The sequence below is a fragment of the Tepidibacter formicigenes DSM 15518 genome (genome assembly GCF_900142235.1).
GTDB classification, from domain to species: Bacteria; Bacillota; Clostridia; order Peptostreptococcales; family Peptostreptococcaceae; genus Tepidibacter; species Tepidibacter formicigenes.
In genome coordinates this window covers 26,102-42,836 of record NZ_FRAE01000018.1, presented here as the reverse complement: position 1 = coordinate 42,836, position 16,735 = coordinate 26,102, and the positions used below count along the sequence as shown (strand labels likewise).

Genomic DNA, 16,735 nt, shown 5'->3' with positions numbered 1-16,735 from the left:
AATACAATGCAGCACTAAAAACAGCTATAGACAAAGCTAAAGCAAATAATATGCCTAATGATAATATAGAAAGAGCTATTAAAAAAGGTACAGGAGGGCTTGATGGAGATAATTATGAAGCTGTTGTATATGAAGGATATGGACCTGGTGGAGTTGCAGTTATTGTAGAAGCTTTAACTGATAATAAAAATAGAACAGCTGGAAATGTAAGATACTATTTTGATAAGAATGGTGGAAATCTAGGAACTTCAGGTTGTGTAGGATTTATGTTTGATAGAAAAGGTCAAATAATGATTGGAAATGAAGGTGTAGATGAAGAAGAATTAATGGATGTAGCACTTGAAGCTGGAGCAGAAGATTTTATAACAGAAGAAGATGGTTTTGAAATAATAACAGCTCCAGAAGATTTTAATGCAGTAAGAGATGCGTTAGCTGAAAAAGGATATGAATTTATATCAGCAGATGTAAAAATGCTTCCTCAAACTACAACTAAACTTGAATCTGAAGAGCAAGTTAAGGCTATGAATAAAATGATAGATATGATGGAAGATGACGATGATATACAAGAAGTGTATCACAACTGGGAAATGGAGTAGAAAATAAAAAATCACCTTTTTGTATAGACATATATTAAATATGACTATATAGGAGGGTGATTTTTTGTTAAAGTGATATTAAATATATAAATAATTAAAATGTATAATATAATAAAATATTTATAAAAGGGAGATATTTATATGGAATTAAACAAAAGGGAATTAGAATTAATATCACTTAGTTTATTTAGATTAACAATAGAGAAAAGAGCATTGCTAGGAGATAGAAAAGATGAATATTTAATAAAAATGATAGAAGAATTAGAAAAGCTAAATGTTAAAATTGATACAGAAAGACTTTCTAAATAATAAGAAAAAATATTATCAAGAATTATGTAAATAAGAGGTGTATCATGGAATTAGTATTATATTTACTAGGGATAATTATGTTAATATGGAGTTTTATTTATTATCAAAAGAAAATAAATTTAATTATAGAGAATAATGATATATTTTTTATAAATTATAAATTGAATAATATACATAAAATTATATATATTATTTTGGAGATTTTGTATATTACGATTCCTTTTTTATTTGGTTCAATAGATTGTATGAGAATACTAAGTATGTTTATTATTAACTACATATGTTTTTATAACAATAGATATATAGTTCATTCTAATGGCATTTTTATAGAAGGAAAAAATTATGAATATAAATATATAAAATTATATGATATTGTAAGATATTCTCAAAAATATTTCAAAGTTAGAATATTAATAAATGAAAACAATAAAAGAATATACAAAACTAAGATTTTTAATAATAAGCATCAAGATAAAGTAAGAAAAGCTCTTAAAGAAGGCATAAAGAATAAAGGAAACTATAGTGGTTTACAATGAAAATATATTTATTATAATAAAGATTATACAAGGATAATATAGTAATAAATTTTATTAAAAAGAAAATAATATATATCATAAGAGAGTTTAACATTAAACTTTCATTTTTCTTTTAGGAGGAAAAATTATGGATATATATATTTATTCAAAACTTTGGGCAAAATTTACAGAACTAAATAATAATTTGGGAAAATGTATTATTAAACTAATAGATAGTAAGTGGGAAAGTGAAGTGGTAGAAAAATTATTAGAATATGTTTTAGAATATTTTGAAGTAAAAAAACAAATTGATAATATTATACCAACTGAACCAAAAGATAATGTTGAAAAAATGTTTAGAAGCTATGTAGATGTTAACTTAGGTATACTAGCAATTGAGTTTAATAAAATGAAAGAAAATAATAATGAGTTATATAAACATATTATACGAGGGGTGGAAAATGAAGGTTATTTTAGAATAGAAGAATTATTAGAAAAATATCACGAAAAGCTTTTGGAAAATTATACTCCTCGTGATATTTATATAATGTCGGGAGGAAAGGAAGAAGATTATGATGGTTGGTATTAAAACTTATATCATTTCAAATACTGCTGTTACTTGAGCTTTTATTTCTATTAATCCACCTAGTATTGGAGTTTGAGAATCTTTAGCCATATAAGTTGTTAGATACTCTGCTTTTCCTTGAGAAAAAGTGGTTTCTTTAATACTGCTAGGGAGTTTTTTTACGTTGGTTTCTAATGTATTTGCAACCTTATTTGCCTTATCTATAGCATTTTCTACAGCTAATTCTAAAGCTTGATTATAATATTTTTCTGCGCTAGAAATGCTAAACTCAATCCCACCTTCAATATTAGCACCATTTTCAACAGCTATGTCATAAACATTACCTGCTTGATTTATATCTCTTACAGTAACCTGTAGAATATGTCTTACTTCATAATTTCTAAATTCTTGTTTTCCATCTATATAATCATAGTTTTTTCTTACTGTATAATTTATAGTTTGTATATCTTTTTCTTTTATTCCTATACCGGCAAGTGATTTTATAATTTGGTTTACTTTTAATGAATTTTCCCTTTGTGCTTTTTTAAGATCTTTATCCTCTGTAACAACTCCTATTGTAAGTGTTGCTGTATCAGGTTGTGTTTTTATAATACCTATTCCATTAACAGATATTATTCCTTTATTTTTATTGTTTTTTTCTTCATTTCTGTAGTTATTAAATTTATTTTTGTATGGAGTCATATAAGGAATCATTTTCTACCTCCTTGAATTTAGGTAATAAGTACATTAATAATAATATATGAATTTTTAAAAAATTTGTGTTCTAGATATATTTTACTATTAAAAATAAATATCTTTAAAAAATTAAGTTGTAAATATTTGCTATGCATGATATAATAAACAAGTTAGTGTATTATTTAGATGGATATGAGTAGTATATAACTAAATAATTTTTTACAATAATCTTATCATTATTTTCAAAATTATTATTAAAGATGCTTTTCATCCAGTATCTAAGTATTGCAAGTACTTAGATATCTTTCTTATTTATATAGTAGAAATTCTCAAAAATATTTATATGATTTAATAAAAGTAGATTTATTCTATTCTTAAATTCCCTATAAAAAATATTTAAATTAATAATTGTGTAATTTAAAATAACTGATGTTTACTAACTATAGTTGATATATTAGTTTTTTATAACGAATAGGAAATTATATTCCTATTTAAATTGTGGATAAATATAAATTCCGTTATGAGTTTTAAGCAACGGAATTCGTTAGAATTCGTTGGCGCTATGAAATTTTAAAAAAGTCTACATTGTAAAATCTTTAGAATAAAGACTTTTTTATTTTGCAATATATAATATAAATAGTATAGAGCGTCAAGGTAGATAATACACAAATAAATAAAGAATTTTAAAGGAGAGTGTTTTGATGACACAAAGTATAATATTTGCAGTTGTAGGTGTATTTCTAATAACGGCGTTTACTAATGTTTTAGCAACATTAAAAACTATATTGATATCAAAAAAAATTATGAATCCTGTTTATTTTTTAGTATTTGTAGATGCTATGATTTTTGCAACAATAGTTGCGAAAATGACGAATTCAAAGGGAATTCATTTTACAATTGCATATGCATTAGGAAAGGCAATGGGCGTTTTTATCGGTGGTAAAATAGAAGAACATTTAGCACTTGGTATTTTTGAAGTAGACATATTTTTAAACAATAAAAATAAGATGATTCAAGTAGCAGAAAAACTTAGAGAAACAGGCTATACTGTTAATAATTTTATAGCACGAGGAAATAATGGAGACAAAAGGTATAAAATTGAAGTTGTAATTAAGAGAAAAGAATTTAAAGTACTTGAGAAAATTATGGATGAATGTGGAGTTCATAATCCAACTTTAAAAGTTAAAAATCTCAATAAAGTAAATGGTAAAATCACTACAACAAAAATTAAAACAGTTTAATTTAGAGAAGGGGTTAAGCTTGAAGGAATTATTTTTTCAAAACTAGCTCCTTTTTGCATATAAATAACAAAGATAATTATATGGTTTTGTTATATTATTAGATTATGTTATAATTTGATTTTATGAAAAAGTGAACTTTTTTAATAAAAATTAGTCTAATAATTGAACTCTTTTTTCAATTTAGACAAAGGAGGATAGAATGTGGACTTTAATGAAAAAGAATTGATAAAAAAATGTATAAATGGAGATATTGATGCTTTTGAAGAGCTTATAAAAAAACATAAGCAAAAGGCATATAATATAGCTTTAGGTATGCTTAAAAATCCAGAAGATGCCATGGATGTCTCACAAGAAGCATTTATTAAAGTTTATAAATACATTAAAAATTTTAATCAAAAATCTTCTTTTTCAACATGGCTTTATAGAATTGTTATGAATACTTGTTTGGACTTTATAAAGAAAAATGAAAAGAACAAAGTTTACTCAATTAATGAAGCTATTAATAATAGAGAAAAAGAAATTAAAGATGATTATAATAATCCAGAATATGTGTTAGATAGAAAAATTCAGTCAGAAGAAATACATAAAGCTATAGAGCAGTTATCGCCTGTCCTTAAAACAGCTATTACTTTAAGAGATATACAAGGATTTAGTTATGATGAAATTGCAAATATAACAAATTGCTCTTTGGGAACCGTAAAATCAAGGATTAAAAGAGCGCGGGATAATCTAAAAAAAATAATTAAAGAAAGTATAAATATGAGCTACTTATAGAAAGGAGGGTAAAAATGGATTGTAATAAATTTAATGAAAATATTTCATATTATGTAGATGGAATATTAAATGATTCTGAAAAAAAAGAATTTGAAATACATTTAACTAATTGCATAGATTGTAAAAATAAATACAATGAAATGATTAATATTATACAAAGTTTAAATGATATAGAAGAAGTTCCTTTGCCTGATAATTACGATAAAATACTGCGAGAGAAATTAGAAAAAGAAAGAGATCAGAACAATAAAAAATCAAATTGGACAAAATATTTATTTATAGTAGCTTCTGTAACTATTATAGCATTTAGTGTGCATGTTTTTAATAATGCCCAAAAAATAGATAATATTGCACAAGAAAATATAGATATCAAAGAAGAAATAAGCATTGCAAGTAATGATGAATCTGAAGTAGTTGAAGATAAAAACCTAAATACAGAGCAGAAAATTGTAAAAAAATCTAATGTAAAGCAAAATAAAGATTATAAAAGAAATGAACAAGAGGTAAATAAAGATAAAAATGATATAAATATAGCTACATTTGAAGCTAAAGAATCTAAAATTAAAAATGAAAAAATTGAAAAGAATGTTAATCAAATAGGTTTACTACCAAATAATGTGGAACCAGCTGTATTTAGATTAAATACTAATTTAATTACAAGTGAAGAGAAAGTTGTAACTATTGGTGATATTATAACAGTAGATTTACCTCAAGCTAAAGGAACAGAATATAGTTTAATTTGTAATGATGAAAATAATATTGTTGAATTAATATCAGAAAGTATAGAAAAAAGGGATAATGATGAGATTCATACATGGAAATTTAAAACATTAAAAGAAGGAAAATTAACTATAGAATTTAAACAGTATAAAAAAGATAGTGCTGATGAAATATATAAAGTATATAGATACGATATAATTACTAAATAGATTTTATAAAAATTCTAAAGGATAAACATAACTATAGATATAATATATAAAAAAGAGGTGACAATAATGGGAAATCATTTTGGAAACTTACAAAAAATAATAGATGGGAAAAGAAGATTTGCAATAACCCCTCATATACCAGGAGGATTTGTAACTCCTGAAATATTAAAAAAAATAGCTGATGTTGCACAAAAGTATAATGGGGTATTAAAAATAACATCAGGTCAAAGAATAATGATAACTAATTTGAAGCAAGAAGATTTATCTAATATATGGGAAGAATTAGGGATGGAGCCAGCTGTTAAAAATCAGTATTCAGTTAAAAATGTAGAAATGTGTCCAGCAGGGTTTTGTAAAAGGTCAAAATATAATACAATAGGGATAGGAATGAAAATAAGTAAAAATTTCCATGGAGCTAGTATGCCAAACAGAACCAAAATAGGTGTTGCTGGATGTAGAAATGCTTGTACTAGTGTTTACTCAAAAGATGTGGGAGTAATAGCCGATACAGATGGATTTATAGTTACAGCAGGAGGAAGTGCTGGATTTCACCAGAGAATGTCTGATATAATCGCTAGTAAATTAAGTGAAGAAGATGCTTTTAATTTAGTAAAATGTATTTTAGAATACTATACAGAAAATGCAGAAATGGGAGAAAAACTGGGCTTTTTTATAGACAGAATAGGAATAGATAAGTTTAGAAATGATGTTTTAGATAAAGTAGATTTATCATTAAAGTAACATTTGTTACTGATAAATATATATAAATATGATAATATAATATTAGATAATAAAAAAGGAGGTTTTTAATTATGAAAATAACAAAGGATACGTTAATTTCTGAAGTTTTAAGAATTAACCCAAATGCAGCACCTATACTAATGGGATTTGGAATGGGATGTTTAGGATGCCCATCTGCTCAAATGGAAAGTTTAGAACAAGCTGCAGCAGTTCATGGAATAGATTTAGATGAACTATTAAATAAATTAAATGAGGGAATAGAATAATATTTCTTAGAAAATTTTGTATAAATAAAAAAATGTTGGATAAAATAACCTCTAAAAGGAGGTTATTTTTATGTTTGAGAAAAAAAGATCTTCTAAGATTCCTATTTTAATCATTGCTTTTATTATGCTTGTTGGAGGATTTTACATAGGAAAATTTCTTGAAAATAGAGAAAATGAGGATAAGCAGGTTATAAAACCTATTGTGGCAGATACTGACAGCAAAGAAAATGAAGTTATATTAAAGAAGGATTCTAAATTAAAGTTCACAATAAAATACACTAAATGTGAACATGTAAATGTAAAAGAAGAAAAAGTACCTGACGCTGTAGTTGGATTTAATGAAAAGAAATTAAAGGAGTATATAAAATTTAATTATCCTGATTGGAGATTAATAAGCTTTAGTGAAAAAGGAGTAGAGCTTGTTAAGGAAATAGACAGCTATTGTGATAAACATTACGAGATGATAGAAGAAAATGGATATATAATTATTTATAAGTATGACGAAAATGGAAATAAAAATCTTGTTGAAAAAACTGAGTTTACTGTAACGTCTCTGCCTTCAATAGATCAAGAACAAATTAAAGCAGGTTTGGTATTAGATTCTCTAGAAGAAGTAAATCAAAGGCTAGAGGATTTTGGAAGTTAATATTATTTTAATTATAAAAGTCTAATATTGTTTTTACTCTAATGAGACAAAAACAATATTAGACTTTTTAATTTTATAAATAAACTGTTGTTTAATTTAACTAGAACAAATGATTAAAGTATTATATAATTATGTGGAATATATGTTTGGGAGATGAGATAATGATAGTACTAGGAATTGACCCAGGAATTGCAATATTAGGTTATGGTATTGTAGAATATAAAGGAAATAAATTTAGAGTTATTGACTATGGCTCTGTGCAAACATCTTCAAAACTAAGCACTCTTCAAAGGCTAGAAAGAATTTATAAGGGAGTAGATACTTTAATTAAACAGTATAATGTAGATGAAATTGGAATAGAAGAATTGTTTTTTAACAAAAATGTAAAAACAGCTATAACTGTAGCACAAGCAAGAGGAGTTGCAATGCTTGCATGTGCTCATAATAATATTAAAACATATGAATACACCCCTCTTCAAGTAAAGCAAGGTGTTGTTGGCTATGGAAGAGCAGAGAAGTTTCAAGTTCAGAGTATGGTAAAATCATTACTTAATTTAGATAAAATTCCAAAGCCTGATGATGTTGCTGATGCTTTGGCTGTTGCAATATGCCATTGTCATTCAAATAAATTTGAAAAAATGATATTTTAGGAGGAACATATGTATAAGTATATAAAGGGTATATTAGAAGAAATTAATATAGATTATATTGTTGTAGAATGCTCTGGAATAGGATATAAAATAAATACTTCTCAAAATACTATATGTGATATAAAAAAAGGAGAAGAAGTGAAGGTATATACAAAGCTAGTAGTAAGAGAAGATGATATGAGTATTTATGGATTTAAGACTAAAGAAGAACTTAAAATGTATGAACTTTTAAATTCTGTTTCAAAAATTGGACCAAAAGTGGCTTTAGGAATTTTATCATTTGCAGAGCCTAAAAAATTAGGAGCTTATATATTAAGCGAGGATGTAAGTGCACTTTCTAAGGCACCTGGTGTTGGTAAAAAAACTGCAGAAAGATTGGTTCTTGAGTTAAAAGATAAAATAGATAAAAATAATGTTGAGTTTGAACCTACATTACTTACTAATATAAACAAAGTTCCTTTAAAAACTGAAGAAGCTGTACAGGCTTTAGTAGCTTTAGGCTATTCATTAGCAGAATCTAAGGAAGCAGTAAATAAGTGTAAGAAAAATTGCTTTGAAACAGAAGAACTTATTAAAAAATGTCTTGCATATTTGATGAAATAATTGGAAAGAGGGATATAGATGTTTATTGAAGAAGATAGAATTATAACATCTGGAATGAAAAATGAAGATATAGATATAGAAAGTAGTTTAAGGCCTAAAAATCTTGATGAATACTTAGGGCAAGAAAAAGCAAAGGAAAAGCTCAAAATATTCATTGAAGCTGCAAAAGTTAGAAATGAACAGCTTGATCATGTTCTTTTATATGGACCTCCTGGACTTGGAAAAACAACATTATCTACTATAATAGCAAATGAGATGGGAGTAAATGTTAGAATAACTTCAGGTCCTGCAATAGAGAGAGCTGGGGATTTAGCTGCTATTTTAACTAATTTAAATGAAAATGATGTTTTATTTATAGATGAGATTCATAGAATAAATAGAACTGTAGAGGAAGTGCTTTATCCTGCCATGGAGGATTTTTGTCTTGACATAATAATAGGGAAAGGCCCTTCTGCAAGATCTATAAGGTTAGATCTTCCTAAATTCACTTTAATTGGAGCTACAACAAGAGCGGGAATGTTAACATCTCCTTTAAGAGATAGGTTTGGAGTTATATGTAAATTAGACTTATATAAAATTGAGGAACTTTCTAGTATAGTAAAAAGATCTGCAAAAATATTAAATGCTCCTATAGATGAAAATGCAGCAATTGAAATAGGAAGAAGGTCTAGGGGAACCCCTAGAATTGCAAATAGACTACTAAAAAGGGTTAGAGATTACGCTCAGGTTAAAGGAGATGGAGTAATTACTAGTGAAATAGCAAAATCAGCACTTGAACTTTTAGAAATAGATAAGCTTGGGCTTGATTATGTAGATAAAAAGCTAATGCTAACTATTATACAAAAATTTAATGGTGGTCCTGTTGGGCTTGATACACTAGCTGCTGCAACAGGGGAAGATAGAAATACTATAGAGGATGTGTATGAACCTTATTTAATACAGCTTGGATTTATTAACAGAAGTCCAAGAGGAAGAGTAGCAACACCTAGTGCATATAAACACTTTGATATTCCTTATGAGAGGTAGGGAGTAAATATTTTTTCTAGATGATGGGGGACATAAAATGTGGAAATATAAACCTAAATTTGTTAATATAGTTATTGTGTTCTTTTTAACTACTTTATTTCCTTTTAATTCATTTGCAAGTGTTAGTATACCTGAGTATATAAAAATAGGACTTAAATATGGGAATTCAGCTCCTTCAAGTGTTGATTTAAAGTCTAGTAGTGGTTTTAAAATAGGTCTTATAATGGATGAACATATATACGATTTGATTCATATTAATGATAATTCTATTGAAATCAAAAATGAACAGGCTTTATATTACATAAAAATTGAAGATGAGTTTGATACAATAGAAGAGGCTTTAAACTTAAAAAATGATTTAGAAAATGAAGATTTAAATACATATATATTTTATGATGGTAAATTTAAAATATATTTAGGAAGTTATTTGGAAGAGGAAGAATGTTTAGAGGGAAAAGAAGAGCTTGAGGAAAGTTTTTCACACTACACCTTTGAAATAGTTAGTTCGGATGATAATTTAATTCAAATTTTAAATGAAGGTGGAGATACAATATTTTTGTATGATTCAAGTGAAGATATAGGTATATATAGTTTAGAAGATAATCCTATTTCTGTTGATGGAAAAAAATATAGAGGAAGTATTATATTTAAAAGAATAAATAACAGCAATATGACGGTTATTAATAGATTGAAGCTTGATGAGTATTTATATGGAGTTGTACCAAAGGAAATGTCAGGAAGTTGGCATATAGAAGCTCTAAAAGCTCAGGCGGTTGCTGCTAGAAATTATGCAATAATGAATATGGGAAAATATAAGAATTATGGTTTTGACTTAACTAATGATACATATAGTCAGGTTTATGGAGGATATGATGCAGAGCATCCTAACAGCAATAAAGCAGTAGATGAAACTAAAAATAAAATTATGGTTTATAATGGTAAAATCGTAGATGCTCTTTATCATTCAAATAGTGGAGGAAGAACTGAAAACTCTGAAAATATATGGTCTAATAAAGTACCATATTTAAGAGGCGTTGAGGATTCTTACTCTATAGGATATCCAAATGATAACTGGAGCGTATCGTTTACTAAAAACGATATACAAAATAAACTATCTCAAAATAAAGTAGATATAGGAGAACTTTTAGACATTAAGATAGAAAAATTATCTGAAAATGGAAGAGTTTTAAGCTTGAAATTCATAGGAACTGAAGGAGAAAAAGAGTATACTAAATCTTCTGCTAGAAGTATATTAGGGCTTAAAAGTAATTGGTTTGAGATTGTAAAAGAAGGAGATTCTAATGGAGGTAATAGTTTCTTTATATATTCATCTAAAGGAAGTGAAGAAATAAAAGATATATCAAATGCAAAAATTATAACTTCTGATGGAATAAAAGATATAGATGAAAATACTAATATATACTTAAAAGGATATAATAAGATTAAAGAAATTATTTTCTCTGAACAAAGTGTAAAAAGATATATTTTAAATGGACATGGGTGGGGCCATGGCCTTGGCATGAGCCAATGGGGTGCAAAAAAAATGGCTGAAAGTGGATTTTCCTATGAAGATATTTTAAGGCATTATTATACAGGTATTGAAATTCAAGATTAGAAAGGAAGTTTAATTTGAAGACAAGTGATTTTTATTTTAATTTGCCAGAAGAACTAATAGCTCAAAAACCTTTAGAAAAAAGAGATGAATCAAGACTTATGGTACTTGATAAGAATACAGGAGAAATTGAGCATAAAATATTTAAGGATGTACTTGATTATTTAAAAGAAGGAGATTGTTTAGTTTTAAACAATACAAGAGTACTTCCAGCAAGACTTATAGGTGAAAAGTTAGAGACAAAGGGTAAAATGGAATTTTTACTTTTAAAAAGAATAGATATAGATACTTGGGAGGTTCTTGTTAAACCTGGTAAAAGAGCCAAAATAGGTGCTAAATTTTCGTTTGGAAATAAATTAATTGCCCAAGTAATAGATATAGGAGAAGAAGGTGCAAGAATTGTAAAATTTAGTTATGATGGAGTGTTTGAAGAAATACTAGATGAACTTGGAAGTATGCCTCTTCCACCATATATAACTGAAAAGCTAGAAGATAAAGAACGATATCAAACAGTTTATTCTAAGCACGAAGGTTCAGCAGCGGCTCCTACTGCGGGGCTTCATTTTACAAAAGAACTTTTAGAGAAAATAAAGCAAAAAGGAGTAGAAATTGCTTTTGTTACACTTCATGTAGGGCTTGGAACATTTAGACCTGTGAAGGTAGAAAATATATTAGAGCATAAAATGCATTCTGAATTTTATACTATAGAGAAAGAAGAGGCAGATAAAATAAATAACTGCAAAAAGCAAGGTGGAAGAATAATACCAGTTGGAACTACAAGCTGTAGAACTTTAGAGTCAGTTGCTAATGAAGATGGAGTATTACAAGCAAAAAGTGGATGGACAGATATATTTATATATCCTGGATATGAATTTAAAGTAGTAGATGCATTAATAACTAACTTTCATCTTCCAGAATCAACTCTTATAATGCTTGTAGGAGCTTTAACTGGGAAAGAAAATATATTAAATGCTTATAATACAGCAGTTGATGAAAAGTATAGATTTTTTAGCTTTGGAGATGCAATGTTTATAAAATAAGATTTAAAGAGGTAAGTAGATGAATAAAAGCAAAATGAAAAATTTTATTTTAAAATTAAGTCATATTTTTGAAATAGCTTTAGCTATGGTAATATTATTAAAGGTTTTATTAGGAGCTTTTGATTTGTTTAGAGTTATATGGGATTCTTATGTAAGTAATATATCAAGTCCTGTTGCTTATTATGAATTTGAGGCATCATTAGGACATGCTCTTTTATTAGTCATAGGAGTAGAACTTGTTATAATGCTTACCCTACATACTCCAGAAAGTCTAATAGATGTTCTTTTATATGCTATAGCTAGAAAACTTTTATTAATACCTAAAGATAAAGGTATGATAGAAGTTTTAATAGGAATAACAGCTATAGCTGGATTATTTGCTATTAAAAAATATTTATTTATTAAAAAAGATTAACGAAAGGAAGAGAATTTTTATGTCAGCTATAAGATATGAACATATAAAAACTTGTAAACAAAGTGGAGCAAGACTTGGAAGAATACATACTCCACATGGTGTGATAGATACACCTATATTTATGCCTGTTGGAACTCAAGCAACAGTAAAGTCTATGACTCCAGAGGAGCTTAAAGAAATTAATGCTAAAATTATATTAAGTAATACATATCATTTATATATGAGACCAGGACATGAATTAGTTGAAAAAGCAGGTGGACTTCATAAATTCATGAATTGGGACAGAGCAATACTTACAGATAGTGGTGGATTTCAAGTATTTAGCTTAGGGCCACTTAGAAAAATTACAGAAGAAGGTGTTGAATTTAGATCACATTTAGATGGATCAAAACATTTTATAAGTCCTGAAAAGGCTATAGAAATAGAAAATGCTTTAGGTGCAGATATTATAATGGCCTTTGATGAATGTGCTCCTTATCCTGCTAGTAGAGATTATGTAAAAAATTCATTAGAGAGAACTACTAGATGGGCTAAAAGGTGTAAAGATGCTCATAAGTATCCAGATAGACAAGGACTATTTGGTATTGTTCAAGGTGGAATGTATAAAGATTTAAGAGAGCAGTCTGCATATGAGATAATGGAGCTTGATTTTCCTGGATATGCTGTAGGAGGTCTTAGTGTTGGAGAGCCAAAACCTCTCATGTATGAAGTATTAGAGTATACAACTCCGCTTCTTCCAAAGGATAAGCCAAGATATTTAATGGGAGTTGGAAGTCCAGACGCATTAATTGAAGGAGTTATAAGAGGGATAGATATGTTTGATTGTGTACTTCCTACAAGAATTGCTAGAAATGGTACAGCAATGACTAGCCATGGGAAAGTAGTAGTTAGAAATGCAAAGTATGCAGAAGATTTCTTACCACTTGATCCAGAATGTTCTTGCTATACTTGTAGAAATTATTCTAGAGCATATATAAGACATTTAGTTAAGGCAAATGAAATATTAGGCGCAAGACTTATAACTTATCATAATTTATATTTCTTACTTAAATTAATGGAAAATGTTAGACAAGCAATAAGAGAAGATAGACTTTTAGATTTTAGAAGAGAATTCTTTACAAAGTATGGATATGAGCTTTAAAAGAAGGAATTTAAAAATAAAAGTTGAATTTAATGTTGAATTTAATATTAAAAAATATATAGAGGAGGATTTGATATGCAGCAGTATGCAGGGTTAATAATGTCTATTGCCTTTATAGGGATATTTTATTTCTTGCTTATAAGACCTCAGCAAAAAAGAGATAAAGAGCTTAAAGAAATGAGAGCCAACTTAAAAGTTGGGGATGAAGTAGTTACAATAGGTGGACTTGTTGGAAAGATATTTAACGTAACAGAAGATATGGTTACAGTTGAAGTTGGAGGAGATAAAACAAGACTTCATGTTGAAAAATGGGCTATAGGAAAAATGAAAAATAAGTAATTTAAAAACCTTCCTGTGAATATAATTTTATAAAAACAGGGAGGTGTTTTTTATGAGTAAAGCTACTAAGCTATTAAAGGCTTTGGGATATTCTTACTTTGTCACAATAGTTCTTATATTAATCTATAATTTATTTTTAACGTATACTCCTTTAAAATCTTCAACTATACCAATTGTAACATCGTTAATAATTACACTAGGAGCTGCATGTGCTGGATTTTATATGGCATATAAAAATTCTTCAAAGGGATTTTTATATGGTATATTATCTGGTGCATTATATATTTTTTTCATAATAATTATATATTTTTTAGCTCAAGATAATTTTAAATTTGAAGGTAATATAATTTATAAAATTTTATTAGACATTATAGCAGGGGGAATAGGTGGAATTATTGGAGTAAATATGAAAAAAGATTGATTTATGCTAAATTTGTGGTATAATCAATAAGGAATCTTTTTATAGGAGGGAATACTTATGAAGCACGTAAAAACATTATCAAAAGCTACTTTAAAGAAAAGTGCAGAAAAAGGTGGATGTGGAGAATGTCAAACTTCATGCCAATCAGCTTGTAAAACTTCTTGTACAGTAGCTAATCAAGAGTGTGAAAGATAATTATACATATTTTAGCAGCATAACTTAAAAAGTTATGCTGCTTTTTCCTTTTATGTTTAATATTTGTAAGGTTTGATTATTTTTGAAAAATTTGATATTATGAAAAATGGACGTATTTGACTTAGGAGGTTTACATAGATGGAAATGATACATAAATTTTCTTTAAATGGAATTAATATAGTTGTGGATGTAAATAGTGGTGCAGTACATGTTGTTGATAATGAAGCATATGACTTATTAGATTATTACAAAGAGAAAAGCATAGATGAAATAACTAATATTTTAAAAGATAAGTATTCTAAAGAAAAAATAATAGAAGCTTATAATGAAATGAAAAAATTAGAAGAAGAAGGGCTTTTATATTCAAATGATGAATATGAATATCATCCAAGTTTTGTAAATAGAAAGCCAGTTGTTAAAGCTTTATGTTTGCATGTTGCTCATGATTGCAATTTAAAATGTAAATATTGTTTTGCATCTCAAGGAGATTTTGGTGGGGAAAGAAAGTTAATGAGCTATGAAGTAGGTAAAAAATCTTTAGATTTTTTAATTGAAAACTCAGGCAATAGAAGAAATTTAGAAGTAGATTTCTTTGGTGGAGAACCTTTAATGAACTGGGATGTTGTTAAAAAACTTGTAGAGTATGGAAATGAAAAAGCAAAAGATAAAGGTAAAAATTTTAGATTCACAATAACAACTAATGGAGTTTTATTAGATGATGAAAAAATTGAATATATAAATAAGAATATGCACAACGTAGTATTAAGCTTAGATGGAAGAAAAAAAGTACATAATGATATGAGACCTACATTAAATGATAAAGGAAGTTATGATTTGATAGTTCCTAAATTCAAAAAACTGGTAGATAATAGAAGTAAAAACAAGTATTATTATGTTAGAGGAACATTTACTAGGGAAAATTTAGATTTTTCAAAAGATGTGCTTCATTTTGCGGATTTAGGATTTGATATTACTTCAGTTGAACCGGTTGTAGATAGTGAAGAAAATCCTTATGCACTAAGAGAAGAAGATATTCCTAAAATATTTGAGGAATATGAAAAATTGGCAGTAGAGTATGTTAACAGAAAATTAAAAGGAGATAAATTTACGTTTTTCCACTTTATGATTGATTTAAACCAAGGACCTTGTGTAATAAAAAGACTTACTGGATGTGGAGCTGGATCTGAATATGTAGCTATAACTCCAGAAGGAGATTTATATCCTTGCCATCAGTTTGTTGGAAATGAAGAATTTAAACTAGGAAATATACTTGATGAAAATTTAATTATACCAAGGGATTTACAATTGAAATTCCAAAATGCTCATGTATATGCTAAAGAAGAATGTAGAAATTGCTGGGCAAAGTTTTATTGCTCAGGTGGTTGTCATGCAAACGCACATAATTTTAACAATGATATATTAAAGCCTTATGAACTTGGATGTCAGATGCAAAGAAAACGTACAGAATGCGCTCTTATGATTAAAGCAAAACTTATGTTGGAGGGAATGGAAGATGATTAAGGAGTATGATGGAAAAAAACCTCAAATTCATGATAGTTGTTTTATAGCTTATAGTGCAGACGTAATAGGAAAAGTTAAAATGGGGGAAAATACAAATATATGGTATAATTGTGTATTAAGAGGAGATGAAAATGAAATAATAATAGGTAGTAATACTAACATTCAAGATGGAACCGTGGTTCATATAAGCAAAGAAAATAAAACTGAAATAGGAAATTATGTGACAATAGGACATAAAGCTACAATACATGCTTGTAAAATAGGGAATTACAGCTTGATGGGTATGGGTGCAATAATACTTGATGGAGCAGAAATAGGAGATTATACTTTAATAGGAGCTGGAAGTTTGGTTCCTCCTAATAAAAAAATTCCGTCTGGAGTACTTGCTTATGGTAATCCTATCAAAATAATAAGAGAACTTACAGAAGAAGAAAAAAAATCTCTAGAAAAGTCTGCTATAGACTATGTTGAATATGCTAAAAAGCATAAATAGA

23 protein-coding genes are annotated in these 16,735 nt (G+C 27.5%); 22 read left to right on the top strand and 1 reads right to left on the bottom strand.

Annotated features, from left to right (window positions below; translation table 11 throughout):
* From BUA77_RS05290 to BUA77_RS05280, 4 genes are all read left to right on the top strand, one after another.
* Positions 1-596: YebC/PmpR family DNA-binding transcriptional regulator (locus tag BUA77_RS05290; protein ID WP_072888036.1), on the top strand; the 596-nt coding region annotated here is incomplete at its 5' end.
* Between the two features lie 141 nt (positions 597-737).
* Complete coding sequence (locus BUA77_RS13755; RefSeq protein ID WP_159428952.1) at positions 738-905, top strand: hypothetical protein; 168 nt, start codon at positions 738-740, stop codon at positions 903-905.
* Between the two features lie 44 nt (positions 906-949).
* On the top strand, positions 950-1,441 hold the full coding sequence (locus BUA77_RS05285; RefSeq protein ID WP_072888035.1) for a hypothetical protein: 492 nt from the start codon (positions 950-952) through the stop codon (positions 1,439-1,441).
* A gap of 127 nt (positions 1,442-1,568) precedes the next feature.
* A complete protein-coding gene (locus tag BUA77_RS05280; RefSeq protein WP_072888034.1) occupies positions 1,569-2,009 on the top strand; it encodes a hypothetical protein in 441 nt (146 codons plus the stop codon).
* Positions 2,010-2,012: 3 nt separating this feature from the next.
* Here the strand turns inward: BUA77_RS05280 and BUA77_RS05275 are convergent, their stop codons facing one another.
* Positions 2,013-2,699, bottom strand: coding sequence for an SIMPL domain-containing protein (locus BUA77_RS05275; protein ID WP_084605524.1), 687 nt, complete (start codon positions 2,697-2,699; stop codon positions 2,013-2,015).
* A gap of 683 nt (positions 2,700-3,382) precedes the next feature.
* Between BUA77_RS05275 and BUA77_RS05270 the strand changes: the two genes are divergently transcribed.
* The 18 genes from BUA77_RS05270 to BUA77_RS05185 all read left to right on the top strand — a co-directional run bounded on the left by BUA77_RS05270 (position 3,383) and on the right by BUA77_RS05185 (position 16,734).
* Positions 3,383-3,922 carry a DUF5698 domain-containing protein gene (locus tag BUA77_RS05270; RefSeq protein ID WP_072888033.1) on the top strand — a complete coding sequence of 180 codons (540 nt, stop codon included), beginning with the start codon at positions 3,383-3,385 and terminating at the stop codon, positions 3,920-3,922.
* Between the two features lie 201 nt (positions 3,923-4,123).
* Positions 4,124-4,696, top strand: a complete 573-nt coding sequence (locus BUA77_RS05265) for an RNA polymerase sigma factor (protein ID WP_072888032.1) — start codon at positions 4,124-4,126, stop codon at positions 4,694-4,696.
* A 14-nt stretch (positions 4,697-4,710) separates the two neighbouring features.
* Entirely contained in the window at positions 4,711-5,625 is a 915-nt protein-coding gene (locus BUA77_RS05260) for a zf-HC2 domain-containing protein (protein ID WP_072888031.1), read from the top strand.
* Between the two features lie 66 nt (positions 5,626-5,691).
* The gene (locus tag BUA77_RS05255; protein ID WP_072888030.1) at positions 5,692-6,366 is read left to right on the top strand and encodes a nitrite/sulfite reductase domain-containing protein; all 675 of its coding nucleotides are present in this window, start codon (positions 5,692-5,694) and stop codon (positions 6,364-6,366) included.
* A 71-nt stretch (positions 6,367-6,437) separates the two neighbouring features.
* Complete coding sequence (locus BUA77_RS05250; protein WP_200773923.1) at positions 6,438-6,632, top strand: DUF1858 domain-containing protein; 195 nt, start codon at positions 6,438-6,440, stop codon at positions 6,630-6,632.
* A gap of 70 nt (positions 6,633-6,702) precedes the next feature.
* A complete protein-coding gene (locus BUA77_RS05245) occupies positions 6,703-7,278 on the top strand; it encodes a hypothetical protein (RefSeq protein WP_072888027.1) in 576 nt (191 codons plus the stop codon).
* Positions 7,279-7,439: 161 nt separating this feature from the next.
* Positions 7,440-7,928, top strand: a complete 489-nt coding sequence (gene ruvC, locus BUA77_RS05240; protein ID WP_072888024.1) for a crossover junction endodeoxyribonuclease RuvC — start codon at positions 7,440-7,442, stop codon at positions 7,926-7,928.
* 9 nt (positions 7,929-7,937) lie between these two features.
* Positions 7,938-8,531, top strand: a complete 594-nt coding sequence (gene ruvA, locus BUA77_RS05235; protein ID WP_072888022.1) for a Holliday junction branch migration protein RuvA — start codon at positions 7,938-7,940, stop codon at positions 8,529-8,531.
* Between the two features lie 18 nt (positions 8,532-8,549).
* On the top strand, positions 8,550-9,557 hold the full coding sequence (gene ruvB, locus BUA77_RS05230; RefSeq protein ID WP_143151303.1) for a Holliday junction branch migration DNA helicase RuvB: 1,008 nt from the start codon (positions 8,550-8,552) through the stop codon (positions 9,555-9,557).
* A 37-nt stretch (positions 9,558-9,594) separates the two neighbouring features.
* Complete coding sequence (locus BUA77_RS05225; RefSeq protein ID WP_072888021.1) at positions 9,595-11,172, top strand: SpoIID/LytB domain-containing protein; 1,578 nt, start codon at positions 9,595-9,597, stop codon at positions 11,170-11,172.
* 14 nt (positions 11,173-11,186) lie between these two features.
* On the top strand, positions 11,187-12,209 hold the full coding sequence (gene queA, locus BUA77_RS05220; RefSeq protein WP_072888020.1) for a tRNA preQ1(34) S-adenosylmethionine ribosyltransferase-isomerase QueA: 1,023 nt from the start codon (positions 11,187-11,189) through the stop codon (positions 12,207-12,209).
* Between the two features lie 19 nt (positions 12,210-12,228).
* On the top strand, positions 12,229-12,624 hold the full coding sequence (locus BUA77_RS05215) for a phosphate-starvation-inducible PsiE family protein (protein ID WP_072888019.1): 396 nt from the start codon (positions 12,229-12,231) through the stop codon (positions 12,622-12,624).
* 19 nt (positions 12,625-12,643) lie between these two features.
* Entirely contained in the window at positions 12,644-13,765 is a 1,122-nt protein-coding gene (tgt, locus tag BUA77_RS05210; RefSeq protein ID WP_072888039.1) for a tRNA guanosine(34) transglycosylase Tgt, read from the top strand.
* 75 nt (positions 13,766-13,840) lie between these two features.
* On the top strand, positions 13,841-14,104 hold the full coding sequence (yajC, locus tag BUA77_RS05205) for a preprotein translocase subunit YajC (protein ID WP_072888018.1): 264 nt from the start codon (positions 13,841-13,843) through the stop codon (positions 14,102-14,104).
* A gap of 52 nt (positions 14,105-14,156) precedes the next feature.
* Positions 14,157-14,525, top strand: a complete 369-nt coding sequence (locus BUA77_RS05200) for a TIGR04086 family membrane protein (RefSeq protein ID WP_072888017.1) — start codon at positions 14,157-14,159, stop codon at positions 14,523-14,525.
* Between the two features lie 57 nt (positions 14,526-14,582).
* Positions 14,583-14,720 (top strand): six-cysteine ranthipeptide SCIFF, encoded by a 138-nt coding sequence (gene scfA / locus BUA77_RS05195; RefSeq protein WP_072888016.1) that lies wholly within the window; start codon positions 14,583-14,585, stop codon positions 14,718-14,720.
* Between the two features lie 138 nt (positions 14,721-14,858).
* Positions 14,859-16,241, top strand: coding sequence for a thioether cross-link-forming SCIFF peptide maturase (gene scfB / locus BUA77_RS05190; RefSeq protein WP_084605522.1), 1,383 nt, complete (start codon positions 14,859-14,861; stop codon positions 16,239-16,241).
* Positions 16,234-16,734, top strand: coding sequence for a gamma carbonic anhydrase family protein (locus BUA77_RS05185; protein WP_072888015.1), 501 nt, complete (start codon positions 16,234-16,236; stop codon positions 16,732-16,734). Before scfB ends, BUA77_RS05185 begins: the two co-directional genes overlap by 8 nt.
* The last annotated feature ends 1 nt before the right edge of the window (position 16,735 follow it).

Excerpts from the sequence above, each read along its gene's own strand:
- BUA77_RS13755 (WP_159428952.1), top strand. The coding sequence starts at position 738 with ATGGAATTAAACAAAAGGGAATTAGAATTAATATCACTTAGTTTATTT.
- BUA77_RS05285 (WP_072888035.1), top strand. The coding sequence starts at position 950 with ATGGAATTAGTATTATATTTACTAGGGATAATTATGTTAATATGGAGT.
- BUA77_RS05280 (WP_072888034.1), top strand. The coding sequence starts at position 1,569 with ATGGATATATATATTTATTCAAAACTTTGGGCAAAATTTACAGAACTA.
- BUA77_RS05275 (WP_084605524.1), bottom strand. The coding sequence starts at position 2,699 with ATGATTCCTTATATGACTCCATACAAAAATAAATTTAATAACTACAGA.
- BUA77_RS05270 (WP_072888033.1), top strand. The coding sequence starts at position 3,383 with ATGACACAAAGTATAATATTTGCAGTTGTAGGTGTATTTCTAATAACG.
- BUA77_RS05260 (WP_072888031.1), top strand. The coding sequence starts at position 4,711 with ATGGATTGTAATAAATTTAATGAAAATATTTCATATTATGTAGATGGA.
- BUA77_RS05255 (WP_072888030.1), top strand. The coding sequence starts at position 5,692 with ATGGGAAATCATTTTGGAAACTTACAAAAAATAATAGATGGGAAAAGA.
- BUA77_RS05250 (WP_200773923.1), top strand. The coding sequence starts at position 6,438 with ATGAAAATAACAAAGGATACGTTAATTTCTGAAGTTTTAAGAATTAAC.
- BUA77_RS05245 (WP_072888027.1), top strand. The coding sequence starts at position 6,703 with ATGTTTGAGAAAAAAAGATCTTCTAAGATTCCTATTTTAATCATTGCT.
- ruvC (WP_072888024.1), top strand. The coding sequence starts at position 7,440 with ATGATAGTACTAGGAATTGACCCAGGAATTGCAATATTAGGTTATGGT.
- ruvA (WP_072888022.1), top strand. The coding sequence starts at position 7,938 with ATGTATAAGTATATAAAGGGTATATTAGAAGAAATTAATATAGATTAT.
- ruvB (WP_143151303.1), top strand. The coding sequence starts at position 8,550 with ATGTTTATTGAAGAAGATAGAATTATAACATCTGGAATGAAAAATGAA.
- BUA77_RS05225 (WP_072888021.1), top strand. The coding sequence starts at position 9,595 with ATGTGGAAATATAAACCTAAATTTGTTAATATAGTTATTGTGTTCTTT.
- BUA77_RS05215 (WP_072888019.1), top strand. The coding sequence starts at position 12,229 with ATGAATAAAAGCAAAATGAAAAATTTTATTTTAAAATTAAGTCATATT.
- tgt (WP_072888039.1), top strand. The coding sequence starts at position 12,644 with ATGTCAGCTATAAGATATGAACATATAAAAACTTGTAAACAAAGTGGA.
- yajC (WP_072888018.1), top strand. The coding sequence starts at position 13,841 with ATGCAGCAGTATGCAGGGTTAATAATGTCTATTGCCTTTATAGGGATA.
- BUA77_RS05200 (WP_072888017.1), top strand. The coding sequence starts at position 14,157 with ATGAGTAAAGCTACTAAGCTATTAAAGGCTTTGGGATATTCTTACTTT.
- scfA (WP_072888016.1), top strand. The coding sequence starts at position 14,583 with ATGAAGCACGTAAAAACATTATCAAAAGCTACTTTAAAGAAAAGTGCA.
- scfB (WP_084605522.1), top strand. The coding sequence starts at position 14,859 with ATGGAAATGATACATAAATTTTCTTTAAATGGAATTAATATAGTTGTG.
- BUA77_RS05185 (WP_072888015.1), top strand. The coding sequence starts at position 16,234 with ATGATTAAGGAGTATGATGGAAAAAAACCTCAAATTCATGATAGTTGT.